Source organism: Klebsiella sp. GFKo11 (assembly GCF_056490265.1).
On sequence record NZ_CM151369.1, the window covers coordinates 5,924,800 to 5,949,911 of the forward strand.

Here is a 25,112-nt window from a genome sequence, read left to right on the forward strand (position 1 = left end):
TAACCAGAGGCTTCACATCGTCTATGTCTGGCTGGCAACGAATTTACTATAAATTACTGAATTTACCATTAAGGGCACTGGTAAAAAGCAAGTCAATTCCGGCACAACCTGCTCAGGAATTGGGCCTGGATACCTCACGTCCCATCATGTACGTCCTGCCCTACAATTCGAAGGCGGACCTGCTGACGCTTCGCGCTCAATGTCTGGAACATGAGTTACCGGACCCGCTTGAGCCGCTGGAGATCGATGGTACCCTGCTTCCCCGCTACGTGTTTATTCACGGCGGCCCGCGTGTTTTCACCTACTACACGCCAAAAGAAGAATCCATCAAGCTGTTCCATGATTACCTGGATCTGCACCGTAACCATCCCGATCTTGACGTGCAGATGGTGCCGGTTTCGGTGATGTTTGGTCGTGCTCCAGGGCGTGAAAAAGGCGAAGTAAACCCGCCGCTGCGTATGCTAAACGGCATTCAAAAATTCTTCGCCGTTCTGTGGTTGGGTCGCGACAGCTTTGTGCGTTTCTCGCCTTCGGTCTCTCTGCGCAAAATGGCAGACGAGCACGGTACCGATAAAATTATCGCCCAAAAGCTGGCCCGCGTGGCGCGTATGCACTTCGCCCGTCAGCGTCTGGCGGCGGTCGGCCCGCGCCTACCTGCGCGCCAGGATCTGTTCAACAAGCTGCTGGCGTCAAAAGCCATTGCTCGCGCGGTAGAAGACGAAGCGCGTAGCAAGAAAATCTCCCACGAGAAGGCCCAGCAAAACGCCATCGCCTTGATGGAAGAGATCGCCGCAAACTTCTCTTATGAAATGATTCGTCTGACCGACCGCGTACTGGGTTTCACCTGGAACCGGCTGTATCAGGGCATTAACGTCCATAACGCCGAGCGCGTACGCCAGCTGGCGCATGAAGGCCACGAGATAGTCTATGTTCCATGCCACCGCAGCCATATGGACTATCTGCTGCTCTCTTACGTCATCTATCACCAAGGTTTGGTGCCGCCGCATATCGCCGCCGGTATCAACCTGAACTTCTGGCCTGCCGGGCCGATTTTCCGTCGTGGCGGCGCGTTCTTTATTCGCCGCACCTTCAAAGGGAATAAGCTCTATTCGACGGTGTTCCGCGAATATCTGGGCGAGCTGTTCAGCCGCGGTTACTCCGTGGAGTACTTCGTTGAGGGCGGTCGTTCACGTACCGGACGCCTGCTGGACCCGAAAACCGGCACCCTGTCGATGACGATCCAGGCGATGCTGCGCGGCGGTACCCGCCCTATCACCCTGGTGCCGATTTATATTGGCTACGAACACGTGATGGAAGTCGGTACCTACGCCAAAGAGCTACGCGGGGCGACGAAAGAGAAAGAGAGCCTGCCGCAGATGTTGAAAGGCCTCAGCAAGCTGCGCAACCTCGGCCAGGGCTACGTCAACTTCGGCGAACCGCTGCCGTTGATGACCTATCTCAATCAGCATGTCCCTGACTGGCGCGAGGCTATCGATCCTATCGAAGCGGTCCGTCCGTCATGGTTGACGCCAACGGTGAACAATATCGCCTCCGATCTGATGGTTCGTATCAATAACGCCGGCGCGGCAAACGCCATGAACCTGTGCTGTACCGCGCTGCTGGCCTCACGTCAGCGTTCTCTGACCCGCGAACAGCTCACCGAACAGCTGGAGTGCTATCTCGCTCTGCTGCGCAACGTGCCTTATTCGCCGGATGCCACAACACCTGAGGCCTCCGCCAGCGAGCTTATCGACCACGCGCTACAGATGAACAAGTTCGAAGTCGAGAAAGACACCATTGGCGATATCATCATTCTGCCGCGCGAGCAGGCAGTGTTGATGACCTATTACCGCAACAACATCGCACACATGCTGGTGATGCCGTCGCTGTTAGCCGCCATTGTGACCCAGCATCGTCGCATTACCCGCGCCGAAATATTGCGTCATGTCGAGATGTTCTATCCATTCCTGAAGGCTGAGCTGTTCCTGCGTTGGGAGAAAGCCGAGCTGGGGGGCGTCGTCGATGCGCTGATTGCTGAGATGCAGCGTCAGGGGCTGATCGCCCTGAACGAAGACGAAGTGAGCGTCAATCCGTCTCACGCCCGCTCTCTGCAACTGCTGGCCGCAGGCGCGCGTGAAACGCTGCAGCGTTATGCCATCACCTTCTGGCTGCTGAGTGCCAACCCGTCCATGAACCGCAGTTCGCTGGAGAAAGAGAGCCGCACCGTGGCTCAGCGTCTGTCCGTGCTGCACGGTATCAACGCGCCGGAGTTCTTCGATAAGGCGGTGTTTAGTACTTTGGTGCTGACTCTGCGTGATAGAGGCTATATCAGCGATACCGGGGATGCCGAGCCGGAAGAGACGTTGAAGATCTACCGCATGCTGGCAGACCTGATTACTTCTGATGTGCGTCTAACGATTGAAAGCGTTACTCAGGATGAAGCGTAACGTTTGAAGAGCGATCCCGGCTTGCGCTACGCTTAGCCGGGATCGCAGAATAATGCGGTTTTGTAGCCCGGCTAAGGCGCTTACGCCGCAAGACGGGTAAACCACAAAACTACTGCATATACCCCATCGCCAGGCCAAGAAACAGCACCAGCCCCACGTAGTTATTGTTTAAAAACGCCTTAAAGCAGTCATCGCGTTCACGTTTAAATATCAGCTTCTGCTGCCAGACAAACAGCGCTGCGGCGATAAACAATGACCAGTAATACTCCCAGCCCAGACCGCTCAGCCAGCCCACTGCCGCCATCAGCGCCAGTACCGCCACCTGTAAAATCCCAATAATTAAACGGTCGTTGTCGCCAAACAGAATCGCCGTCGACTTAATGCCAATCTTCACGTCATCATCGCGGTCGACCATTGCATACTGGGTATCGTAGGCCACCGCCCACAGAATATTGGCGAGAAACATCAGCCAGCAGCTCAGCGGCAGAGATTCGCTGACCGCAGAAAAAGCCATCGGAATCGACCAGCCGAACGCCGCGCCCAGCACCACTTGTGGCAGGTGGGTGTAGCGTTTCATAAACGGATAGACCCAGGCCAGCGCCAGCGCGGCAACCGACAGCAAAATGGTCATGGTGTTTAAGGTCAACACCAGTAGAAATGAGAACAGCACCAGCACAACAAACAGCGTTCGCGCCTCTTTTTCGGTGACGTCGCCGCTTGGCAGCGGGCGGCGGGCGGTGCGCTTAACGTGGCCGTCAAACTTACGATCTGCATAGTCATTCACTACGCAGCCGGCAGCGCGCATCAGCCAGACGCCCGCGACAAAAACGGCGAGGATCCACAGCGGGGGTATCCCCGGCGTTGCTACCCACAGCGCCCACAGCGTCGGCCACAGCAGCAGCAGCGCGCCGATCGGTTTGTCAGTCCGCATCAGGCGGTGAAACGCCAACAGCTTATTCTGCGTCAGACTCCACTCCATTTTCTCTTCCTCTTAATACAACGGCGATGCAGGCAGAAACAATTCTGTCAGCAGCAGCGGTTTGCCACTCAGCCGGAGGCGGGAACGACGCCCCCAAAGCTCTGCATGACGACCGATTTCAATAAAATCACGGGTTAACGTAGACGACGTAAACAGATAGCGGCCCAGCGGCGTCTGCCCAAGCTGTTGCAGCGCCAATTCCGGACCATTGAGCGTCGACTCCGGCACGATAGTCCGACCGGCCAGCCAGGGTTCATCATCGGCACAAAGGATAATTTCCCGCAGCCAGTAACGCGGTTCATCCGCGAGCAGGGTCTCTTCACCCGCCAGCGCTTCGCGTCCAACAAAACCTTCGTTGACCATGATGACGCTGATTTTTTTCCCTTGTTGCTCAAAACGTTTGGTCATTGAGTCTTCAAGCAATAACCAATCGCGCAGATGCGCGTCCAGCGGGGGCTGAGTGGCAAAATAACGCAGCGCACGCAGTTGCGTCAGCGCAGGATGTGACATGCCTGATTCTCCGGAACATAACGAGAAACTATTGTATCGCAGAATGGGGCGGTGGGGGCGGGCAAACGTCAATATACGATCATCCGCGCAACAGCCATGCAACAGCGGCTATCGCGCGATAAAAAAAGGTGCGCCCAGGCGGACGCACCTAAAGGCTGTGCCTAAACATCAGCATTGTGGGGAGACGATCACCCCTTGCCTTTTACACTGCTGATAAAGGTGGAACGAGCAGATTTCGAGCCAAGACGTTCAGCTTCGTTCATCAATTTCAGAGCCTTGTCGATATCGCCTTTCGCGACAGCCTGCTTGATACCGTTGTTGAAGTAGGTTTCGGTGTCATCAAGCATCGGCTCGCTTTTCGCCGCCGGAGCTGGGGCGGCTACAGGTGCAGCAACAGGCGCCGCCGTATTACCGACGGTTACAGGGCCAGGGCCGGAAGAGCCAAACAGCGGGCCGACCAGCACGCTAGAGCCGCTATTGGTTTTCACTTTTAGCTTCAGCACGCCATCAGTGGTGTGCCTGGCAATCGGGTCTGGAATATCCGGGATCGCGTTGCCTGCGCCTTTAGCGTAAGCCTTCGCCGGATCCATCAACGTTGTGGTTTGCTGTAAATCTTTTTCCGTTGTAAAGACCAGCACATACAGCTTCTGCTGTCCTAATGCCGGAGTCAGGCGCATCACGCCCTCAAGCCGATCTGCGGTCATCACGCCAGGCTGCTGATAGGTAAAATAGCTGCTGGGGAAGAACGCGGCTGGCGTCATATTCTGGTCAAGAATCAGTACGTTCGGGGCAAAAATTTGTTTTTGCTTATTCACTTCACTAGTGAGCGTCAGGGTCAGCTCGCCAATATTCGCCGGAACGCTCCAGGCGGCAACCGGTCCAGTGATACCAGCAACATCTAAACGTTGCCCGCCGGTGAGTAAATCAACGGACTGCGTCTTAGATTGATCAACTGGAGTCCAGACTAATTGCTGCAGGGCAGCGCCAGGTATGGAGGGGGCTGAACTGGTGTTTTGTGGGACAAAGTTGACATCGGCAAGGCTAATCCCCGGCACGCATGCCAACATCCCTGCGGATAAACACAGGGCGACGAGAGTTTTCTTCATTTTCATTGTTCTCACCTCGGATAGCATAGATTTAGCGGTAGCCAGGCAATAGCGCGCTAATTCTGAATAATCAGGAGGGGCATAAGCCCCTCCGTGTTACGACATAATGACTACTGAATTACCACCAAACTTCCATCTGCGCGCCGAAGGTCACTTCGCTATCGCTACCGCGGCTGTTAGTCAGGAGACCATTACCGCTGCTGTCTTTAGTCTGCAGACCGGAGATGTTGCTGTTACCCCAGTTTTCATCCCATTTCGCGTAGGTGGCGAAAATACGGATTGCCGGACGGGACCAGACGCTGTTACCTGCCTGCCATTGCTGGGCCAGAGTAATTTTGTACTGGTTGTTGTTTTCGCTGGTACGCTGGGATTTCACGTTGTCATAACCGACTTCCAGCTGGGTGCTCATGATCGGCGTCCATTTGTACATCGGACGAACACCGACGGTGTACCAGGTAGAACCGTTGTTGCTGTCCAGATCCACATCCTGGTACATCGCAACGTACATCAGACCCCAATCATCGTTGAAGTCCATCGCGCCGTGATCCAGAACGCGGATCATGCTGCCGTTGTTATCAATGCTGGTACCCTGAGAGTGACCGCTGTTCCAGGAAGTCATCGAGTCGGTCGCATACTGAACAACAAACTTATTGAAGCCGCCCCAGATAGACTGAGTATGTTCACCAGTGAACATCCAGCCATCTTTCGATGCGCCATCAGCCAGACGGTAGTCATCCTGCGGGTTAGCACGGCCATAATCCACGCCTAACTCCAGTACGCCGCCTGGGTTAATTTCCATACCGGCCAGACGCACGTCGAAGACGTCATTCGCGGTTTTAGCAGCATATTTCTTGGTGTCATCGCTGGAGAAAGTGTAAGAACCGCCGCTTTCAGAGTTACGTGTAGCTGCCAGAGAGAGTTTACCGAAGCCGACATCCACGTTTTCCAGACCCGCACCCGGACCGGAGATATCCCAGTAGTAGAAGTCGATCATGTGAACGTCATGACGCTGGTAGAAGCGCTTACCAGCCCACAGGGTAGAACCCGGTAACCAGTCAATCAGGTTTTTACCCTGGATGTTAGCTTCACGGAATGCAGGAGAGGTACTTTCCCAGTCATCCTGTTGGTCTACGGAATACGCGACGTTAGTATCAAAATAAAAACTCTTGTCACCCTCTTTCCATAATTCCTGGCCCAGCTTCAGTTCCGCATAGGTTTCACATTCGTTACCGAGACGGTATTTACTTTGAGCACCTGTTGCTTTGAAACATTCCTGTGAACCACCGCTACCGGTCCAGCCGATACCAGAACGAGCATAGCCATGGAAATCAACGGCCAGCGCCTGAGCAGACATAACGCCTGCTGCAACGGCGATCGCCAGTGGAAGTTTGCGCAGAGTAATCATCATTCTATCTCCTGAGATCATTGCTTTTCTTTGAACGCTTCGCCTGTTGTTGCGCCTGTTTTTCGGCGCTCCAGGGTGCACGTTTTTTTTAATGGGAAGCCTTACACGCCCGGCTCTTTATGCAGCCGACGACAAGCGGTGCCATCCTCACGGAATAAATGGCAACGCTCCGGCGGCAAGCCGATGGCGAATGTGGCTCCCTCTTCGACCAGCACCACGTCGTTCTGGCGGTAAACCAGGTTTTGACGGATGGCGGGGATCTGGATATGAATTTGTGTTTCGTTACCAAGCTGTTCCACCACCTGAATCACGCCTTCGAGGGTGACGTCAGCGATATCGCTGGGCAGCAGATGTTCCGGGCGAATCCCTAAGGACATATTCGCGCCGACCTGAACGCGGGCGCTGTCCACCGGCAGCCAGATTTGCTGGCGGTTAGGCAGTTCCACCTGCACCTGTTCAATGGCGGTAGCGGTGACTTTAACCGGCAGGAAGTTCATCTTCGGCGAGCCAATAAAGCCCGCGACGAAGCGATCCGCCGGGTAGTGATAAAGCTCAAGCGGTTTCCCGACCTGCGCGACGCGACCGGCATCCAGTACCACGATTTTGTCAGCGAGGGTCATCGCCTCGACCTGATCGTGGGTCACGTAAATCATCGTGCGCCCAAGGCGCTTATGCAGACGGGAAATCTCAATACGCATCTGTACGCGCAGCGCGGCATCAAGGTTAGAGAGAGGTTCGTCAAGCAGGAAGACGCGCGGTTCGGCCACCAGGGTACGGCCAATCGCCACGCGCTGACGCTGACCGCCGGAAAGCGCTTTTGGTTTACGCTCCAGCAGATGAGCCAGTTGCAGGACTTCTGCCACCTGGGTGACGCGTTGATTAATCAGGTCTTTTTTGGCACCGGCCAGCTTCAGGCCGAAAGACATGTTTTCCGCGACGGAAAGGTGGGGGTAAAGCGCATAAGACTGAAACACCATCCCGATACCACGTTCGGCGGGCGGGACATCGTTCATTCGGGTATCGCCAATCATAAGATCGCCGCTGGTCACCGTTTCCAGCCCGGCAATCATACGCAGCAGGGTGGATTTGCCGCAGCCCGATGGGCCAACAAACACGACGAACTCCCCATCCTGGATCTCGAGATTGATATCTTTCGATACCACCACGTCGCCCCAGGCTTTCGTTACATTTCGCAGCTGTACGCTCGCCATGCCCTTCTCCCTTCGTTACAACCAGTCACTTAACGACACATTCAAGATGGGCTGACTATGCGGTATTCATAAATCTGGTAAATCCTCCACCCCCGGCTTTTTTATGGGGGAGGAGACGGGAGGATGAGAGATGACGTCTCGCCTCCGGGGGGGACGGGCTGATACCGATTTCGTGATGTAGGCGACAAAAATGGCCTCGTTTTTATGTGCTCCAGGGCTCATAACCGGCGATTCTGCAATGGAGATCACACAAACGATGGGTGGGGCGTAGACATAGGGAGGATGGAAAGAGGTTGTTAAAAAAGGAAACTCATCACCGTTAAGCCATCCAAGTGTATCCACGAGCACATCACCAAATAGGACGGGTATATGAAAATCAAAACTGGCGCTCGCATCCTCGCGCTGTCTGCATTGACCACGATGATGTTTTCCGCCTCTGCCCTCGCGAAAATAGAAGAAGGTAAGCTGGTTATCTGGATTAACGGCGACAAAGGCTACAACGGCCTCGCTGAAGTCGGTAAAAAGTTCGAAAAAGACACTGGCATTAAAGTTTCCATCGAACACCCTGACAAGCTGGAAGAGAAATTCCCGCAGGTTGCTGCAACCGGCGACGGCCCGGACATCATCTTCTGGGCCCATGACCGTTTCGGCGGCTATGCCCAATCTGGCCTGCTGGCAGAAATCACCCCGGACAAAGCCTTCCAGGACAAACTGTATCCATTCACCTGGGACGCCGTACGCTATAACGGCAAACTGATTGCCTACCCGGTCGCGGTAGAAGCGCTGTCGCTGATTTACAACAAAGACCTGGTACCAAACCCGCCGAAAACCTGGGAAGAGATCCCTGCGCTGGATAAAGAACTGAAAGCGAAAGGTAAGAGCGCGCTGATGTTTAACCTGCAAGAACCGTACTTCACCTGGCCGCTGATTGCTGCCGACGGCGGTTACGCGTTCAAGTTTGAAAACGGCAAATATGACGTGAAAAACGTTGGCGTTGATAGCGCTGGCGCGAAAGCAGGCCTGACCTTCCTGGTCGACCTTATCAAAAACAAACACATGAACGCCGACACCGACTACTCCATCGCTGAAGCGGCATTCAACAAAGGCGATACCGCGATGACCATCAACGGTCCGTGGGCATGGTCTAACATTGATAAGAGCAAGGTTAACTACGGCGTTACCCTGCTGCCAACCTTTAAAGGCAACGCGTCCAAACCGTTCGTTGGTGTTCTGAGCGCCGGTATTAACGCCGCCAGCCCGAACAAAGAACTGGCGAAAGAGTTCCTCGAAAACTACCTGATGACCGACCAGGGTCTGGATGAAGTGAACAAGGACAAACCGCTGGGTGCCGTTGCGCTGAAATCCTTCCAGGAGAAACTGGAAAAAGATCCGCGTATCGCCGCCACCATGGCGAACGCCCAGAAAGGCGAAATCATGCCGAACATCCCACAGATGTCCGCTTTCTGGTATGCCGTACGTACCGCGGTTATCAACGCAGCTAGCGGTCGTCAGACCGTCGATGCCGCGCTGAAAGATGCACAGGCTCGTATCACCAAGTAATACTTTTGTTCCCCTCTCCCTCAGGGAGAGGGTTAGGGAGAGGGTTGTGTTGATAGACTCGCCCTCACCCCGGCCCTCTCCCCCAGGAGAGGGAGAAAAGCTCAAACGCTGTAGAGGAATATCCCCATGGATGTCGTGAAAAAGAAACACTGGTGGCAAAGCCCGCAGCTCACATGGTCTGTGATCGGCTTGCTGTGCCTGCTGGTGGGTTACCTTGTTGTTTTGATGTACGCCCAGGGGGAGTACCTGTTTGCCATCATGACGCTGATTTTAAGCTCGGTTGGCCTGTATATTTTTTCCAATCGCAAGGCCTATGCCTGGCGCTATGTTTATCCGGGTGTTGCCGGGATGGGGCTGTTCGTTCTGTTCCCGTTGATCTGCACCATCGCTATCGCTTTCACCAACTACAGCAGCACCAACCAGCTGACCTTCGAACGCGCTCAGCAGGTACTGATGGACCGCTCTTTCCAGGCGGGTAAATCCTACAACTTCGCACTCTATCCCGCTGGAGATGAGTGGAAGCTGGCGCTGACCGACGGTGACAGCGGCAAAAACTACCTTTCCGATGCGTTTAAATTCGGCGGCGAGCAGAAGCTGGCCCTTAAAGAAGCCGATGCGCTGCCGGAAGGTGAACGCGCTAACCTGCGCGTCATTACGCAAAACCGTACCGCCCTGAACCAGCTGACCGCGATACTGCCCGACGAAAGCAAAGTCATCATGAGTTCGCTACGTCAATTCTCCGGCACCCAACCGCTGTATGCGCTGGCGGATGACGGCATGCTGACCAACAACCAGAGCGGCGTGAAGTATCGCCCGAATGCTGATGTTGGCTTCTACCAGGCCATTAACGCCGATGGCAGCTGGGGCAGCGAGAAGCTGAGCCCGGGCTACACCGTGACCATCGGCTGGGATAACTTCACCCGTGTGTTCCAGGACGAAGGTATTCAGAAACCGTTCTTCGCAATCTTCGTCTGGACAGTAGTGTTCTCCATCCTGACCGTCATTCTGACCGTCGCGGTAGGGATGATTCTCGCCTGCCTCGTGCAGTGGGATGCCTTAAAAGGCAAAGCGATTTACCGCGTACTGCTGATTCTGCCTTACGCCGTACCGTCGTTTATCTCGATTCTGATTTTCAAAGGGTTGTTCAACCAGAGCTTTGGTGAGATCAACATGATGCTCAGCGCGCTGTTCGGCATTAAACCGGCTTGGTTTAGCGACCCGATTACCGCACGTACCATGATCATCATCGTCAACACCTGGCTCGGCTATCCGTACATGATGATTCTGTGCATGGGCCTGCTGAAAGCGATTCCTGACGACCTGTATGAAGCCTCGGCAATGGACGGCGCAACCCCGTTCCAGAACTTCTTTAAGATTACGCTGCCGCTGCTGATCAAGCCGCTAACACCGCTGATGATCGCCAGTTTCGCGTTTAACTTTAACAACTTCGTGCTGATTCAGCTGTTGACCAACGGCGGGCCGGACCGACTCGGCACCACCACGCCAGCGGGCTATACAGACCTGTTGGTGAGCTATACCTACCGTATCGCCTTCGAAGGCGGCGGCGGCCAGGACTTCGGCCTCGCGGCGGCTATCGCTACGCTGATCTTCCTGCTGGTAGGCGCGCTGGCGATTATTAACCTGAAAGCCACACGTATGAAGTTTGATTAATTGGAATAACCAGGCGTCATTGGCGCGGGCAGTTTGGGCTCGGCCAGCGCGGAAGAACCGGAGCGTACACGTAGTACGTGAGGATTCTGAGCACTGCCCGAGTTCAAAATGGCAAGCAAAATAGCCTGGAGCGGTATCAAGGGGAGTAAAAATATTATGGCTATGGTTCAACCCAAATCTCAGAAGCTGCGTCTACTGACTACGCATCTCCTGCTACTGATTTTTATCGCGGCGATTATGTTCCCGCTGCTGATGGTCATCGCTATCTCGCTGCGCGAAGGTAACTTCGCTACCGGTAGCCTGATCCCTGAAAGTATCTCCTGGGAGCACTGGCGGCTGGCGTTAGGCTTTAGCGTTGAACACGCTGACGGTCGCGTCACGCCACCACCCTTCCCGGTCCTGCTGTGGCTGTGGAACTCCATCAAGGTGGCGGGCATTACCGCGATTGGTATCGTCGCGCTCTCTACCACCTGTGCTTACGCTTTTGCCCGTATGCGTTTCCCGGGTAAAGCCACGCTGCTCAAAGGGATGCTGATTTTCCAGATGTTCCCGGCGGTTCTGTCGCTGGTTGCTCTGTACGCCTTGTTTGATCGCCTCGGCCAGTACGTGCCATTTGTCGGCCTGAATACCCACGGCGGCGTAATCTTCGCCTACATGGGCGGTATCGCGCTGCACGTCTGGACGATTAAAGGGTATTTCGAAACCATTGACGGCTCGCTGGAAGAAGCAGCGGCGCTGGATGGCGCGACCCCGTGGCAGGCTTTCCGCCTGGTGCTGCTCCCGCTGTCGGTGCCGATTCTGGCGGTAGTGTTTATTCTGTCGTTCATCGCCGCGATTACCGAAGTGCCTGTAGCCTCGCTACTGCTGCGCGATGTGAACAGCTACACCCTGGCGGTCGGAATGCAGCAGTATCTCAACCCGCAGAACTATCTGTGGGGCGACTTTGCCGCTGCGGCGGTACTCTCCGCTATCCCGATTACTGTGGTGTTCCTGCTGGCCCAGCGCTGGTTGGTTAACGGCCTGACGGCAGGCGGAGTGAAAGGTTAAGTTTTTGTAACACCCGCCCCAAATTTCAGAGGAGGGATGACGATTTAGCGGCAATGCACGACCCCAACCGGGTATTGCCGCTGTCACCCTCAGCTGAAAAAGTAAGGCAAATGCCACTGCTATCCTCAACTGGACCCTACATAAATTATATTTGTGACTGTTGGTCAGCGGCCCTGGAGGCCGCTTTTTTTTATTCGCGTTTCAGGCGGTTGGAGTTACACAGCCAGAGCGTAATCACCAGAATCAGGATCGCGGCGGAGTAAATCAGCACCGCCATCGGCGAGTCATGATCGATGATGATCAAGCGCACAATAGCGGTAATGCCGATATAGACAAAATAGCGTAGCGGGAAGTGAAATCCCGATTCGAAGTACTTCACAATCAGCGCAATAAACTCAAAATAGAGGAAGTAAACCACCAGCCCTTCCACCAGCTTGTACTTGCTGACTGGCTCCGGGGTAAACAGCACGTGCGCCAGATGCAGTGTCTCCTTGCCCAGAAAAACAATCAGAATAATCCCCAGGCACAGCAGGCCGAGGTTCAAAACGGTTTGCATTGCGGTTGCGATAAAACTCACCAACGGACGATAAACCGGCGGCATAGATACACCTCATAATCATCATTATTTGTGACCTGTATAACGCAAAAGTGTGATCCAGATCGACATTATTCGTTAACTTTTTGCCACCGGCGGCGTAGATGTAACAATCACTTGCCACACTGACAGGTTAAAAAGGAAACAACCATGTTCAAAATTCGTATTGCAGGGCCAGAAGATGCAGCCTTGCTCAACGAAATGGGTAATGCCAGCTACCGCCACCACTTTGCTCACCTCTGGCATAACGCCGACGAGATGGAACTCTACCTGCGGCAAGAGTATTCCATGGCCTCTCTGGAACGCAGCCTGGCCGATACGCAGTGCTGCTGGTTAATTGCTGAAGCCACGCACCCGATTGGCTTTGCTAAATACGCCTGCCGCCAGGATATCAACCCCGATGGCCCGTCCGGCACGCTACTGCATAAGCTCTACCTGCTGCCTGACGCAACGGGGCATCGCTACGGCGAGCAGTTTTTTAACGCCGTTGAGACGCGAGCAAAAGAGGCCGGTGAAAGCTGGCTATGGCTGGAAGTGCTCGACGCCAATACTCGCGCCCGTCGTTTCTATGAGCGTCAGGGGATGCAGCACGTGAAAGACGTTGAATTTCATTCCGCCACCCAACAAAGCACATTACATATTCTGGCCAAACAGATCTGAGAGGCAGCATGCATACGCTTCGAGAAACTGCTATTCGCAACGTCACCAGCGGCGAGAACGTGGTGATTTACCAGCCCGCCAACCTCTACGACTGCACGCTTGGCGATAATGTCTTCGTCGGGCCGTTCGTTGAAATTCAGGGCTATACCCGTATCGGCAACAACAGCAAAATTCAATCCCATACCTTTATTTGCGAGTACGTCACCATCGGCGAGCGTTGTTTTATCGGCCACGGGGTGATGTTCGCCAACGATATGTTCCGCGACGGCAAGCCCAACGCAGACCGCGAAAGCTGGGGGAGAATTGTGATTGGCAGCGATGTGTCGATTGGCAGCGGCGCGACTATCCTGGCGGTCAGCATCTGCGATGGCGCGGTGATCGGCGCAGGCAGCGTGGTGACGAAGTCGATTACCGAGAAAGGCGTGTGGGCGGGAAACCCGGCGAAGCTGTTGCGGCGGTTAGAATAAAAAATGCCGACCACGTGGGTCGGCATTGTGCTCGCATTTTTGCCGGGCGGCGGCTAACGCCTTGCACGGCCTACAAAACAATCTACCATCCGCAGGCCCGCTCAGACGTCAGTCTAATTATGCACGCCAGGATTTATAGCGGTTAATCAGACCGTTGGTAGAACTGTCGTGGCTGCTCACTTCGCTGCCATCTTTCAGTTCCGGCAGGATGCGGTTAGCCAGCTGTTTGCCCAGCTCAACGCCCCACTGGTCGAAGGTGAAGATGTTCATAATCACACCCTGAGTGAAGATCTTGTGTTCATACAGGGCAATCAGCGCGCCCAGGCTGAACGGAGTGATTTCACGCAGCAGGATGGAGTTGGTCGGACGGTTACCTTCGAACACTTTAAACGGCACCACGTGGTCCAGGGTCGCCGGGTCTTTACCCTGATCGCGATATTCCTGCTCAACCACTTCGCGGGATTTACCAAACGCCAGCGCTTCAGTCTGTGCGAAGAAGTTAGACAGCAGCTTCGGATGGTGATCGGACAACGGGTTGTGGGTAACCGCCGGGGCGATAAAGTCGCAAGGCACCATTTTGGTCCCCTGGTGAATCAGCTGGTAGAACGCATGCTGACCGTTAGTACCCGGCTCGCCCCAGATGATTGGGCCAGTCTGGTAATCCACGGCGTTGCCGTTACGGTCAACGTATTTGCCGTTGGATTCCATATTGCCCTGCTGGAAGTAAGCGGCAAAGCGGTGCATATACTGGTCGTACGGCAGAATCGCTTCGGTTTCAGCACCGAAGAAATTGTTGTACCAGATACCAATCAGCGCCAGCAGCACCGGCAGGTTTTTCTCCGGCGCGGTAGTGGAGAAGTGTTTGTCCATCGCATGCGCGCCGGACAGCAGCTCAACAAAGTTGTCGAAGCCGACGGACAGGATGATCGACAGGCCGATGGCTGACCACAGTGAGTAACGACCGCCGACCCAGTCCCAGAATTCGAACATGTTGGCGGTGTCGATACCGAATTCGCCGACTGCTTTACCGTTGGTCGAGAGCGCGGCAAAGTGTTTCGCCACGTGCTTCTCATCGCCAGCGGTCGCCAGGAACCAATCGCGCGCGCTGTGGGCGTTGGTCATGGTTTCCTGAGTGGTAAAGGTTTTAGAAGCGACCAGGAACAGGGTGGTTTCCGGGTTCACGCCTTTCAGCACTTCGGCGATGTGGGTGCCATCGACGTTAGACACAAAGTGCATATTCAGATGATTTTTGTACGGGCGCAGCGCTTCGGTCACCATGAACGGGCCAAGGTCGGAGCCGCCGATACCGATGTTAACCACGTCGGTAATCGCTTTGCCGGTATAGCCTTTCCAGTTACCGGAGATAATGGCTTCAGAGAAGGATTTCATCTTCTCAAGCACCGCGTTCACTTCCGGCATCACATCTTTGCCATCAACCACAATCGGAGTATTGCTACGGTTACGCAGCGCAACGTGCAGTACCGCACGATCTTCAGTACGGTTAATCTTTTCGCCGGAGAACATGGACTTAATGGCGTCTGCCAGGAAGGTCTCTTTGGCCAGATCCTGCAGTTTTGCCAACGTTTCTTCGGTGATGCGGTTTTTGGAGAAATCCACCAGCATCAGATCGTCGAACGTTGCGGAAAACTTAGTGAAACGGTCGCTATCTTTCGCGAACAGGTCCGCGATGGTAACGTCTTTCATTTCATCAAAGTGTTTTTGTAGTGCCTGCCAGGCAGATGTCTGCGTTGGATTGATGTTTTTCATTAGCAATACTCTTCTGATTTGAGAATTGTGACTGCGGTCGATTGTAGCGCCGGTGGCGGAAAATTGTGATGATTTTTGTGTTATGCCGATGATACGTGTCAGAAATAGGGGCAATTTGGGGCAAAACGTCCCTGATAGTATAGCCATCATAAGGCTTTTTTCTTTCAGCCACTCGTGTATGAAAAATCCGCATAACCCTGACGTTGACATACTTCGCCTGAAGCCTTTATATAACGGCAATACCTATACATTCACGTAGGTATGTTGCTCGCGCATTTCACGCTACAGCGAAAGGGTATTGCAGGGGGGTATAATGACCCGCGTCCCCCCAGGCAAAGTGAAAGACGTCGGTAATTGCCAGAAGAGGTGCGTTGCCCAGGTAACCGTATTGGAGGAGCCAGTCCGGGGAAAATACGTGAGGGGGAGCAGCGCCGAGGTGAATAAGCGTCTGGTTACGCTCATCACCGGCCACAGAGGCTGAATCCTCTGGGTTGTCACCAGAAACGTTCGCAGTCGGGCGTTTCATACTCGCCAAATGGTGCAATGCATCAGGAAGCGGGTCTACAAGGTGGAGCACTTCTGGGTGACATCGTAGTTTGTTTATCGCTCTGCGCCCACCCTGTTTTTCGCTCTTCCCTTGTGCCATGGCTGAATAATTTGGCCTGGCTTATTAAGACATTTTATTGCAATCCGGATGCGTCCAGCCTTACCAGGATTGGTTGTCAGGAATCGTTTTAATAAGTCAGGCCCCCTGACACGAGGTTGTTATGACAGACTTAGTTATCGCCAAATTTGGCGGCACCAGCGTTGCCGATTTTGATGCCATGAACCGCAGCGTAGACGTCGCGCTGCTGGATGCCAATACCCGCGTGGTCGTGCTTTCCGCTTCTGCGGGCGTGACTAATCTGCTGGTTGCTCTAGCGGATGGGCTGGAACCTGGCGAACGCTTCGAGAAACTCGATGCCATGCGCCAGATCCAGTTCAATATCCTGGAGCGCCTGCGCTATCCGAACGTAATTCGCGACGAGATTGAGCGCCTGCTGGAAAATATTACCGCTCTGGCAGAAGCCGCCTCGCTGGCGAGCTCAACCGCATTGACTGATGAGCTGGTCAGCCACGGTGAGCTGATGTCCACCCTACTGTTTGTCGAGATCCTGCGCGAGCGTGGTATCGCCGCACAGTGGTTTGACGTGCGTAAAATTATGCGCACCAACGATCGCTTTGGCCGCGCGGAACCGGATATCGCCGCACTTTCTGAACTCACCCAACAGTTACTGGCTCCACGCCTTGCAGAAGGCCTGGTGATCACTCAGGGCTTTATTGGTAGTGAAGCCAAAGGCCGCACCACCACGCTCGGTCGCGGCGGCAGCGATTACACCGCCGCTTTGCTGGGCGAAGCGCTGCATGCGACTCGCGTTGATATCTGGACCGATGTTCCCGGCATCTATACCACCGACCCACGCGTTGCTCCGGCGGCCAAACGTATTGACGTCATCGCCTTTGAAGAAGCGGCGGAAATGGCGACGTTTGGCGCGAAAGTCCTGCATCCGGCAACTCTGCTTCCCGCCGTGCGTAGCGAGATTCCGGTATTTGTTGGCTCCAGCAAAGAGCCGAAAGCGGGCGGTACGCTGGTATGCAACACGACCGAAAATCCACCGTTGTTCCGCGCGCTGGCGCTACGCCGCAAGCAGACTCTGCTGACCCTGCACAGCCTGAATATGCTGCACTCTCGCGGTTTTCTCGCCGAAGTGTTCGGCATCCTGGCGCGACATAATATCTCCGTGGATCTCATCACCACTTCAGAAGTGAGCGTGGCGCTGACCATGGACACCACCGGTTCCACTTCCGCAGGCGACACCTTGTTAACCCAGGCGCTGCTGACCGAGTTGTCTTCCCTGTGCCGCGTAGAGGTCGAGCAGGATCTGGCGCTGGTCGCGCTAATTGGCAATGATTTGTCGAAAGCGTGCGGCGTCGGTAAAGAGGTGTTTGGCGTACTGGAGCCGTTCAATATTCGTATGATTTGTTACGGCGCATCCAGCCATAACCTGTGTTTCCTCGTACCTGGCGCGGATGCCGAGAAAGTGGTGCAGAAGCTGCATCATAATCTGTTCGAGTAATGGCCAAATAAAATGGCCCGCAATCTTGCCGGGCCACTTCAGACTGCTGACAACATGCGCCTCTTTGGAATTGCCCGGTGGCGGCTAGCGCCTTACCGGGCCTACGGAAAATGAGCAGCCTGAAGATATTGTGGTATTTGTAGGCCGTGAAAGGCGCTAGCCGCCGCCCGGCAGATAATGCGGGCACAATAACCCCAACAGGTTCACCATCCGTGTCAAACGTCCCAACTTTTAGTTCCCCATCACCGTGGTCATCAGCAGTTTGTCCAGCTCTCTGGCATCGCCCGTCCGACTATCCGGCAGCATCGGCGGAACCTCACCTCTTGCCAGTTCTGACTGAATAAACGCATGCAACAGTGGGCGACGTGGGCCATACTCTGCCTCTCCTGCTCGCTGTTTACGCTCCAGCAGCTCGTCTATTTCCTGACGCAAACCCGTTTCCAGTTCGCTCCCCGCCAGCAGTTCAGCAAAACGCATCGGCGGCACGCCTTTTCCCGCCTCAACCCAGCGAACGGCCAGCAAGGGACGCAGCACGTAGAAGTACTTTTTCAATCGCACATCGTCACCTTGCAGATAACCGCGAAAATTTTTCCGTGCCATCGAGTAGTAGTGCCAGCGCGCGCGGACCGGGGAAAACCATTGCGGAACCAGCGTCTTAAGCGCTGATATCGTCGCCGCATCTTGTTGATAAACTACCGGCGAATCCAGCCACTCGATAAGCGTCGGGTTAGCCCCTTTCAGCAAGCCCAGCGCCTTACGCCACTCCCAGCCGCAAACGTCCAGCTCATCGTCTATCGGCAATTCGATCACATCTCTCGGTACCTCTACTCGCAGATACCATTCCGGTGGATGCACATAGAGAAATCGCACGTCATAATCGCTATCCGGCGAGGCAAAGCCCCAGCCCCGACTGCCGGACTCGCAGGCGTAGAGCACCTTGACGCCATAGCGTTGCTCCACCGCTTCCAGTTGCCGCTGCACCCGCTGGCGCATGGCGGCATCTACTCCGTTACACGTCATTTTCGTTATCCTTTTATATTCACCAGGCCATGCAACACCTGGTCCAGACCGCCAAAGACTGAGATTTTATCGATACGCTCCGCCACTCTTTCCAGCGTTTCCAGTTCTTTTAAGCGCAGCGCCACCGGGTTGTTTTCCATCACCTTCGCGGTGTTCAACAGCGAGCGGGTGGCGGCGGTCTCTTCACGCCGACGGATCACATTCGCCTGCGCCGACTTTTCTGCCTCGACCAACTGTGAAAAAATCGCTTTCATATCGCCCGGCAGCACAATATCTTTCACCCCCAGGGACGCGACTTCGATGCCAAAGGGCGTCATGCGGGCTTTCACCTGCGCGCTCACTACTTCATCAATCATCTGCTTATCTTCCAGCAGCTCGTCCAGCGTGCGCGTCCCCACTGCTTCACGCAGGGCAAACTGCAGCTCGCGATACAGATGATCCAGCGGTTTCGTCAGCTGGCAATAAGCCTGCAAAACATCGCTGTAGCGCCAGTTCGCCGCCAGATTTAAACGCAGGTTCACTTTATCTTTAGTCAGGATCTCCTGGCCGCCGACCTCCAGTACCTGTAAACGGGTATCGACCACTTCGGCTTCCACCAGATGATTAACCTTCCAGTAAGCAGACAGCCCCGGCGGCAGTAACGGCTGGGTCTCGCCATCGATTTTCAGCACCCCAACGTGCCACGCAGGAACCGATACGGTGAGGATCGACTCACGGCCTTTTACCGCACCGTGACGTCGCGGCTGCAATACGGCATTCATCACCGCAGTCGGAACCTGAACCTGCCGGGTATCCATGCGTATCAGCTTCATATCCTCGCTGGCGGGCCAATACAGACGACGCGTAGAGGGCGGTAAAATTTCCTGCAATACACCGTTTGTATACAGCGCTCCGGTCTCGGTATCCGTCAGATCCGCCGCCAGGCAATAACGTTCAACCCATGCAGGCTGAAACTGACGTAAATACTCCGCCAGCGCTTCCGGCACTTCGCTACCGTCCATGTTGACGATCAGCACTTCAGGGACGTTAAACCACGGCAGGCGGTGCGTACCCGCTTCCAGAACCTGATAGTAGTCGCCCTGGCGGGATAAAAGACCCAGTTGACCTTTACGTATCGTAATTTTCTTCGTCATTTTTTATTCCTTTAAAAGTTAATCAGGCGCGGATGCAGGGGCGAAGCCGCAGGGGAATTCCCTTTTGCCTGCGGCCCGGCATCTTTACCGGCGGCCTGTTTTGGGGATTGCTGACAGCTCAACGCCCCGTTTTATTTCTATGATTAACAACCAGTTTTCATTCGGAGATGAAATTGGGAATCGAACCCGTGGTGGTCATCGGCTGACGGAACACGCCCGGAAAACAGCCTCTGCCGTTCCTGAAGTGCCGGCGGGGTTTAACCCCCTGCGTTTTCAGCGTGTTGACGAGAGAGTTATTGCCAGATGCGTGCCAGAAAGAATAAATGGCAAAATAAATCATTATCTAATTGATTTTTATGTATTTATTTTGAAACACCTTTTTTACCATTGCCGCCAGGAAGCAATTTTTTTATCTTTAAATATCGAGCATTATCTTTTTGGATAAATCATGAAAAAGCGGCGGGTAGTGATTGGCGTACTCGGAACGGTGCTGGACAAGCGCGGTAAGCGGGCAAATCGATTAAAAAAATGGCGGCCCACCGTTGGGCTATGCCAGCAAGCAGATTTTCCCGTCGACAGGCTGGAACTGCTCCATCAACCGCGTGATGAAAGCATGGCGCAAAGATTGATTGAAGATGTGGCTCTGCTTTCACCCCATACCCAAGTGCGGCCACATAAGGTCGAAATTAACGATCCATGGGATTTTGAAGAGGTTTACGCCGCCTTCCTCGATTTTGCGACTCACTACGAGTTTGATACCGAGAACGAAGAGTATCTGGTACATATCACCACCGGGACTCACGTGGCGCAGATTTGCTGGTTTCTGCTGACGGAAGCGCGCTATCTTCCCGCCAGCCTGCTGCAAACCAACCCTGCACCGAAAGGTTCAGCGGATGAGCAGATCGCAGCTGGCACCTGCTCGGTTATCGACCTTGATTTAAGCCGCTACGCCACGCTCACCAGCCGCTTTCAGCGCGAGCAGCAGCAGTCCGTCTCCTTCCTGAAGGCCGGTATTGATACGCGCAACGCGACATTTAATAAACTCATCGATCGTATTGAGCGCGTGGCGATCCGATCGACCGATCCGATCCTGCTCACCGGCCCAACCGGTGCCGGTAAGTCTTTCCTCGCCAAACGTATTTTTCAGCTTCGTCAGTCACGCCATCAGGTTGCGGGCAGTCTGGTGGCAGTAAACTGCGCTACCCTGCGCGGAGATAACGCCATGTCCACGCTATTTGGTCATGTAAAAGGCGCGTTTACTGGTGCGCTGACGCCGCGAGCGGGCCTGCTGCGGGAGGCCGATGGCGGAGTGTTGTTTCTCGACGAAATCGCCGAGCTGGGGCTGGATGAGCAGGCTATGCTGCTAAAAGCCATTGAAGAGAAAACCTTTTTCCCGTTTGGTTCCGATAAAGAGGTCTACAGCAATTTTCAGTTAATAGCCGGTACCCATCGCAATATGCAGCAATGGGTGGCGGAAGGTCGTTTTCGCGAAGATCTCTATGCGCGCATCAATATGTGGCGCTTTGCCCTGCCGGGTCTGGCGCAGCGGCGGGAAGATATCGCACCAAACGTAGAGTATGAATTACAGCGCTTTGCAAACGAACGGCAAACGCAGATCCGTTTCGATAAAGACGCCCGCGAGCGCTATCTGACTTTTGCCTGCTCGCCGCAGGCGCAGTGGCGCGGTAACTTTCGCGAGCTCGGATCGTCCGTCGCGCGAATGGCAACCCTGGCCGAGCAGGGGCGGATTACGCTCGCTCTTGCGCAAGAGGAGATGGCGCTCTTACAAGAGAGCTGGCAGCTCACCACATCTTCTCCTGATATCGAAATGGAAATCGATCTCTTCGATCGCCGCCAACTGGAAACCGTTCTGGAGGTGTGCCAACGCAGCGCTTCGCTGTCCGAAGCCGGACGCGAGCTGTTCGCCGTCTCCCGTCAGAAAAAGGCCAATCCCAATGATGCCGACCGCCTGCGCAAGTATTTAGCCCGCTTTGGGCTGAGCTGGGAGAGTATCCGCAGTGGAACATGAACATAATTAGTTTGAATAATATTCCTTAGCACGATAAACAATAGCTATGGCCGGGCTCGATCCCGGCCTGTTTATAACAAGCAAACACAACATACGTGCAAGGAAAACAACATGCTCGCCACGCTTACGCGGCTGTTCCCATTATGGGCGCTGCTGCTCTCGGTTATCGCGTATTACACGCCATCCACTTTCACTCCCATTGGTCCCTGGGTCCCGACGCTGCTGATGCTGATTATGTTCGGCATGGGCGTTCATCTGAAGGTGGACGACTTTAAACGCGTCCTTTCCCGCCCGGCACCGGTAGCGGCGGGAATTTTTCTGCACTATCTGGTGATGCCGCTTGCCGCCTGGCTGCTGGCGCTGATTTTCAATATGCCGCCGGAGCTCTCCGCCGGGATGGTGCTGGTCGGCAGCGTTGCCAGCGGCACGGCATCCAATGTCATGATCTACCTGGCTAAAGGCGATGTGGCACTGTCGGTCACCATCTCGTCGGTTTCCACGCTGGTCGGCGTGGTGGCAACGCCGCTGCTGACTCGCCTGTACGTCGATGCACATATTCAGGTGGACGTGATGGGAATGCTGCTCAGTATTCTGCAAATCGTGGTGATCCCGATTGCGCTGGGACTGGTGGTTCATCACCTTCTGCCAAAAGTCGTCAGGGCGGTAGAACCGTTCCTCCCGGCCTTCTCAATGGTTTGTATTCTGGCGATTATCTGCGCCGTGGTAGCCGGTTCCGCTTCGCATATCGCCTCCGTGGGCTTTGTGGTAATCATCGCGGTTATCTTGCACAACACCATCGGCCTGCTCGGCGGCTACTGGGGCGGACGACTGTTTGGTTTTGATGAATCCACCTGCCGTACGCTGGCGATTGAGGTAGGGATGCAGAACTCAGGTCTGGCCGCCGCGCTGGGGAAAATCTACTTTGGCCCGCTGGCTGCACTGCCAGGCGCACTGTTTTCGGTCTGGCACAACCTGTCCGGCTCGCTGCTAGCTGGTTATTGGTCAGGGAAGCCGATTGCGGATGAATCGCGTAAGGCAGGAAAAAAGATCAGATAAAACGTAACTTTGATGAAAATCTCCCGGTGGCGCTGCGCTGACCGGGCTACAGGTCCACAGCCGTTTGCGGTCTGGTAGATACTGTGAGCATCGGCAACCATTTTTAGTTGCGGGGCTCTCTCCGGTTTCTGGATGACAGACACACCACCGACAGCACCCTCTGGGTGCTGTTTTTCTATTCCCGCAGTCTTTTCGTCCCTACGCTACCGCTATTCCATGTTGTGACGCATCGAACGGCTCCCCTGACTTCAGCACTCCGTACGCCACCTGCGCCAGCTTGCGCATCATCGCCCCTATGATAACTTTCGCGCGTTTGCCATTCCCTTCCAGTCTCTTTCTGAACGCTTTTCCCCACGCCGTGTGATACAGCGCTGATATTGCTGGCATATATAATGCTCTGCGCAACTGAACCGGACCCGCTTTACTCATCCGGCTTGCCCGCATCACGCTACTGCCTGACTCATGCTGCACCGGCGTCAGCCCTGCATACGCGGCGAACTGCCGCGCTGTGGCAAACCTCAGCTTCAGTCCCGTATACGCCAGCAGGACCGCCGCCGTTTTCTCGCCGATACCCGGGATGCTGTTCAGCAGCTTCCGCCGTTGCTTCATATCCGGGTCGTTGTCCGTCAGGTCTTTTATCTGTTTTTCGATACGTTTCAGTTCAGCACTCAGGCACTCCAGGAGCACATCGATGCTCGCTAACTGGACCTCCGGGGCTGTTTCCTGACGGTTTTTCTCCTGCGTCTGCATCTCTGTCAGCGCCTGATGCCGTAACACCAGCGCTTTCAGGGCCCGCTCTGTCGGGTGCGGTGCCTCCCATGCTGACGGACGTTTCTCCCGGCAGAAGTGCGCCAGCATACGGGCATCGACTTTGTCGGTTTTACTGCGCAACCCTTCACTACGGGCGAAGGCGGCACTCAGGGCGGGGTTGATAATGGAGACGGTATAACCGGCATCACTCAGATACGCGGCAGCCTCTTCCATGTAGGTACTGGTGGACTCCATGCAGACATGGGCATGGTTCACATCATGGCTGCGAAGCCAGCGGACAAGCGCTTCATGTCCGGAGGGCGTATTTTCGAATTTTTTACCGCGATGCCGACCATCAGGGCGCAGGATATCAACATCGAGCTTAGCTTTGGCTACATCAATGCCGATGAAGTACAGTTCATTTTCCATAGTGAAACCAACCTTGCGAATACGGGTTACCGGTGAAAGCCGGTCCATGATACTGTCCGGTTTATCACATGAGAAAGAACGGCAGTCCGGTGCAAAGATCTACGGAACAGGCGCGAAAGCCTAAGCCCGGACACGGCATCCGGACCGCCATCAGAGAGAACTGGCCGGTTCTTTCTGATGGAGTCATCATACAAGCCCGGACAGGTGCGCCAGCACCGCCTCCGGGATCTCACCTGATGGTGCCGCGCTTACCAAAGCGACGAGTTTGCGGGTTTTATACTTACCGTACACTGGAAGCATTGTCTTAACCCACCAGGAGCGTGACCGGTCTGCCTAATTTTCCCAACATCATCACCAGCGCATCCAGGGTGAATTTATTCGTTTTTAGGTTAACGACATCCGAAACCCGGGGGCGGGAGATGTTTAATTTCGCTGCGGCCTCCGTCTGTTTCAGATGGTTCTCATCAATCCAGTCAGAGATCTCCTGCATAAGCTGTTGCTTAAGAATAATAAGCTGCTCAACTTCACGCTCAGCGCCCTGCTGGAGCAGGTTTGCCTGAGTCTCATCAAATCCCAATTCGGCAAAAATATTGGCATCCGCAGAGGTGATATGGCGAATGTTACTGTCGATGACTTTGCTCATTTATGGCTCCTGTGCTCTTGCTGAACGGCCTGGAAACGAACTCTTGCTATGCGTTTATCATGGTCGGAAATTCGCTGTGTTTTTTTACTGAAGCAGTGCAGGACATACACCGCATTGCCAAAACGGGAAAGATAGATAATCCGGAATGTCCCGGACGTCTGACGAAGCCTTATTTCTTCCACTCCACGACCAATTTCCGACATCGGTTTCCAGTCGGCAGCCTCTAAGCCCGCTTGTAAACGATGCAACTGGTATCCGGCATCTTTACGAACGTCTTCAGGAAAACTAAGCAAGTCCTCAAACGAACTTCCAATCCATGCAATAGACTTATGTTCTCGCTTCTGTAATAGCATACCACATCCTTGTATAAAATTTTATACAAAACAAAGAGAGATAGCCGAGACGAGCGCTTCTCCATTGCTACGCTACGTCAGCCAGAACGGCCCGTCACTTCAGAAGGGAATAATCTGCGAGTCGCTTTCAGGATTAGTTCTATTTTGTATCGAATAC

At 54.5% G+C, this 25,112-nt stretch carries 22 protein-coding genes and 1 riboswitch; of the genes, 10 read left to right on the forward strand and 12 right to left on the reverse strand.

What is annotated here, in order from left to right:
* Positions 1 to 23 precede the first annotated feature (23 nt).
* A complete protein-coding gene (plsB, locus tag AC07P6_RS28430; protein ID WP_434660662.1) occupies positions 24 to 2,447 on the forward strand; it encodes a glycerol-3-phosphate 1-O-acyltransferase PlsB in 2,424 nt (807 codons plus the stop codon).
* A 109-nt stretch (positions 2,448 to 2,556) separates the two neighbouring features.
* Here the strand turns inward: plsB and ubiA are convergent, their stop codons facing one another.
* The 5 genes from ubiA to malK all read right to left on the reverse strand — a co-directional run bounded on the left by ubiA (position 2,557) and on the right by malK (position 7,658).
* On the reverse strand, positions 2,557 to 3,426 hold the full coding sequence (ubiA, locus tag AC07P6_RS28435; protein ID WP_181484034.1) for a 4-hydroxybenzoate octaprenyltransferase: 870 nt from the start codon (positions 3,424 to 3,426) through the stop codon (positions 2,557 to 2,559).
* A 12-nt stretch (positions 3,427 to 3,438) separates the two neighbouring features.
* Positions 3,439 to 3,936 carry a chorismate lyase gene (gene ubiC, locus AC07P6_RS28440; RefSeq protein ID WP_181484035.1) on the reverse strand — a complete coding sequence of 166 codons (498 nt, stop codon included), beginning with the start codon at positions 3,934 to 3,936 and terminating at the stop codon, positions 3,439 to 3,441.
* A 188-nt stretch (positions 3,937 to 4,124) separates the two neighbouring features.
* Positions 4,125 to 5,048 (reverse strand): maltose operon protein MalM, encoded by a 924-nt coding sequence (gene malM / locus AC07P6_RS28445; RefSeq protein ID WP_182235636.1) that lies wholly within the window; start codon positions 5,046 to 5,048, stop codon positions 4,125 to 4,127.
* 112 nt (positions 5,049 to 5,160) lie between these two features.
* Positions 5,161 to 6,450, reverse strand: a complete 1,290-nt coding sequence (locus AC07P6_RS28450; RefSeq protein ID WP_182235635.1) for a maltoporin — start codon at positions 6,448 to 6,450, stop codon at positions 5,161 to 5,163.
* A gap of 98 nt (positions 6,451 to 6,548) precedes the next feature.
* Entirely contained in the window at positions 6,549 to 7,658 is a 1,110-nt protein-coding gene (gene malK, locus AC07P6_RS28455; protein ID WP_110277223.1) for a maltose/maltodextrin ABC transporter ATP-binding protein MalK, read from the reverse strand.
* Positions 7,659 to 8,027: 369 nt separating this feature from the next.
* Here malK and malE point away from each other — a divergent pair, with 369 nt between their 5' ends.
* The 3 genes from malE (at position 8,028) to malG (ending at position 11,936) form a co-directional block, all read left to right on the forward strand.
* Entirely contained in the window at positions 8,028 to 9,218 is a 1,191-nt protein-coding gene (gene malE / locus AC07P6_RS28460; RefSeq protein ID WP_110277224.1) for a maltose/maltodextrin ABC transporter substrate-binding protein MalE, read from the forward strand.
* Positions 9,219 to 9,344: 126 nt separating this feature from the next.
* Positions 9,345 to 10,889 carry a maltose ABC transporter permease MalF gene (malF, locus tag AC07P6_RS28465; protein WP_304255105.1) on the forward strand — a complete coding sequence of 515 codons (1,545 nt, stop codon included), beginning with the start codon at positions 9,345 to 9,347 and terminating at the stop codon, positions 10,887 to 10,889.
* Between the two features lie 156 nt (positions 10,890 to 11,045).
* Positions 11,046 to 11,936: a maltose ABC transporter permease MalG gene (malG, locus tag AC07P6_RS28470; RefSeq protein WP_004109572.1), complete on the forward strand. Its 891-nt coding sequence runs from the start codon at positions 11,046 to 11,048 to the stop codon at positions 11,934 to 11,936.
* Positions 11,937 to 12,126: 190 nt separating this feature from the next.
* Here malG and psiE read toward each other — a convergent pair whose 3' ends face one another.
* The gene (psiE, locus tag AC07P6_RS28475; protein ID WP_110277227.1) at positions 12,127 to 12,537 is read right to left on the reverse strand and encodes a phosphate-starvation-inducible protein PsiE; all 411 of its coding nucleotides are present in this window, start codon (positions 12,535 to 12,537) and stop codon (positions 12,127 to 12,129) included.
* Positions 12,538 to 12,681: 144 nt separating this feature from the next.
* On the opposite strand from psiE, the gene AC07P6_RS28480 reads away from it, so the two are divergent.
* Entirely contained in the window at positions 12,682 to 13,191 is a 510-nt protein-coding gene (locus AC07P6_RS28480) for an N-acetyltransferase family protein (protein WP_478315209.1), read from the forward strand.
* An 8-nt stretch (positions 13,192 to 13,199) separates the two neighbouring features.
* Positions 13,200 to 13,658: an acyltransferase gene (locus AC07P6_RS28485; RefSeq protein WP_434660672.1), complete on the forward strand. Its 459-nt coding sequence runs from the start codon at positions 13,200 to 13,202 to the stop codon at positions 13,656 to 13,658.
* A 117-nt stretch (positions 13,659 to 13,775) separates the two neighbouring features.
* Here the strand turns inward: AC07P6_RS28485 and pgi are convergent, their stop codons facing one another.
* Entirely contained in the window at positions 13,776 to 15,425 is a 1,650-nt protein-coding gene (pgi, locus tag AC07P6_RS28490) for a glucose-6-phosphate isomerase (RefSeq protein WP_112215904.1), read from the reverse strand.
* Positions 15,426 to 15,778: 353 nt separating this feature from the next.
* Positions 15,779 to 16,012, forward strand: a riboswitch (Lysine riboswitch).
* Between the two features lie 180 nt (positions 16,013 to 16,192).
* On the opposite strand from pgi, the gene lysC reads away from it, so the two are divergent.
* Positions 16,193 to 17,542 carry a lysine-sensitive aspartokinase 3 gene (gene lysC, locus AC07P6_RS28495; RefSeq protein ID WP_112215905.1) on the forward strand — a complete coding sequence of 450 codons (1,350 nt, stop codon included), beginning with the start codon at positions 16,193 to 16,195 and terminating at the stop codon, positions 17,540 to 17,542.
* A 231-nt stretch (positions 17,543 to 17,773) separates the two neighbouring features.
* Here lysC and AC07P6_RS28500 read toward each other — a convergent pair whose 3' ends face one another.
* Together AC07P6_RS28500 and AC07P6_RS28505 are read right to left on the reverse strand one after the other, a co-directional pair.
* A complete protein-coding gene (locus AC07P6_RS28500) occupies positions 17,774 to 18,562 on the reverse strand; it encodes a nucleotidyltransferase domain-containing protein (protein ID WP_182235631.1) in 789 nt (262 codons plus the stop codon).
* Between the two features lie 5 nt (positions 18,563 to 18,567).
* Positions 18,568 to 19,695 (reverse strand): slipin family protein, encoded by a 1,128-nt coding sequence (locus AC07P6_RS28505; protein WP_478315210.1) that lies wholly within the window; start codon positions 19,693 to 19,695, stop codon positions 18,568 to 18,570.
* Between the two features lie 100 nt (positions 19,696 to 19,795).
* On the opposite strand from AC07P6_RS28505, the gene AC07P6_RS28510 reads away from it, so the two are divergent.
* The 3 genes from AC07P6_RS28510 to panS all read left to right on the forward strand — a co-directional run bounded on the left by AC07P6_RS28510 (position 19,796) and on the right by panS (position 22,780).
* Positions 19,796 to 20,140, forward strand: a complete 345-nt coding sequence (locus AC07P6_RS28510) for a hypothetical protein (protein WP_478315211.1) — start codon at positions 19,796 to 19,798, stop codon at positions 20,138 to 20,140.
* Positions 20,141 to 20,143: 3 nt separating this feature from the next.
* Complete coding sequence (gene rtcR, locus AC07P6_RS28515; protein WP_478315212.1) at positions 20,144 to 21,724, forward strand: RNA repair transcriptional activator RtcR; 1,581 nt, start codon at positions 20,144 to 20,146, stop codon at positions 21,722 to 21,724.
* A 111-nt stretch (positions 21,725 to 21,835) separates the two neighbouring features.
* Positions 21,836 to 22,780 carry a ketopantoate/pantoate/pantothenate transporter PanS gene (panS, locus tag AC07P6_RS28520; RefSeq protein WP_478315213.1) on the forward strand — a complete coding sequence of 315 codons (945 nt, stop codon included), beginning with the start codon at positions 21,836 to 21,838 and terminating at the stop codon, positions 22,778 to 22,780.
* A 198-nt stretch (positions 22,781 to 22,978) separates the two neighbouring features.
* Here the strand turns inward: panS and AC07P6_RS28525 are convergent, their stop codons facing one another.
* The 3 genes from AC07P6_RS28525 to AC07P6_RS28535 all read right to left on the reverse strand — a co-directional run bounded on the left by AC07P6_RS28525 (position 22,979) and on the right by AC07P6_RS28535 (position 24,955).
* A complete protein-coding gene (locus AC07P6_RS28525) occupies positions 22,979 to 23,959 on the reverse strand; it encodes an IS110 family RNA-guided transposase (RefSeq protein ID WP_434663922.1) in 981 nt (326 codons plus the stop codon).
* 304 nt (positions 23,960 to 24,263) lie between these two features.
* Positions 24,264 to 24,602, reverse strand: coding sequence for a helix-turn-helix domain-containing protein (locus AC07P6_RS28530; protein WP_139540801.1), 339 nt, complete (start codon positions 24,600 to 24,602; stop codon positions 24,264 to 24,266).
* Positions 24,599 to 24,955 (reverse strand): type II toxin-antitoxin system RelE/ParE family toxin, encoded by a 357-nt coding sequence (locus tag AC07P6_RS28535; protein ID WP_139540800.1) that lies wholly within the window; start codon positions 24,953 to 24,955, stop codon positions 24,599 to 24,601. Before AC07P6_RS28535 ends, AC07P6_RS28530 begins: the two co-directional genes overlap by 4 nt.
* Positions 24,956 to 25,112: the final 157 nt, after the last annotated feature.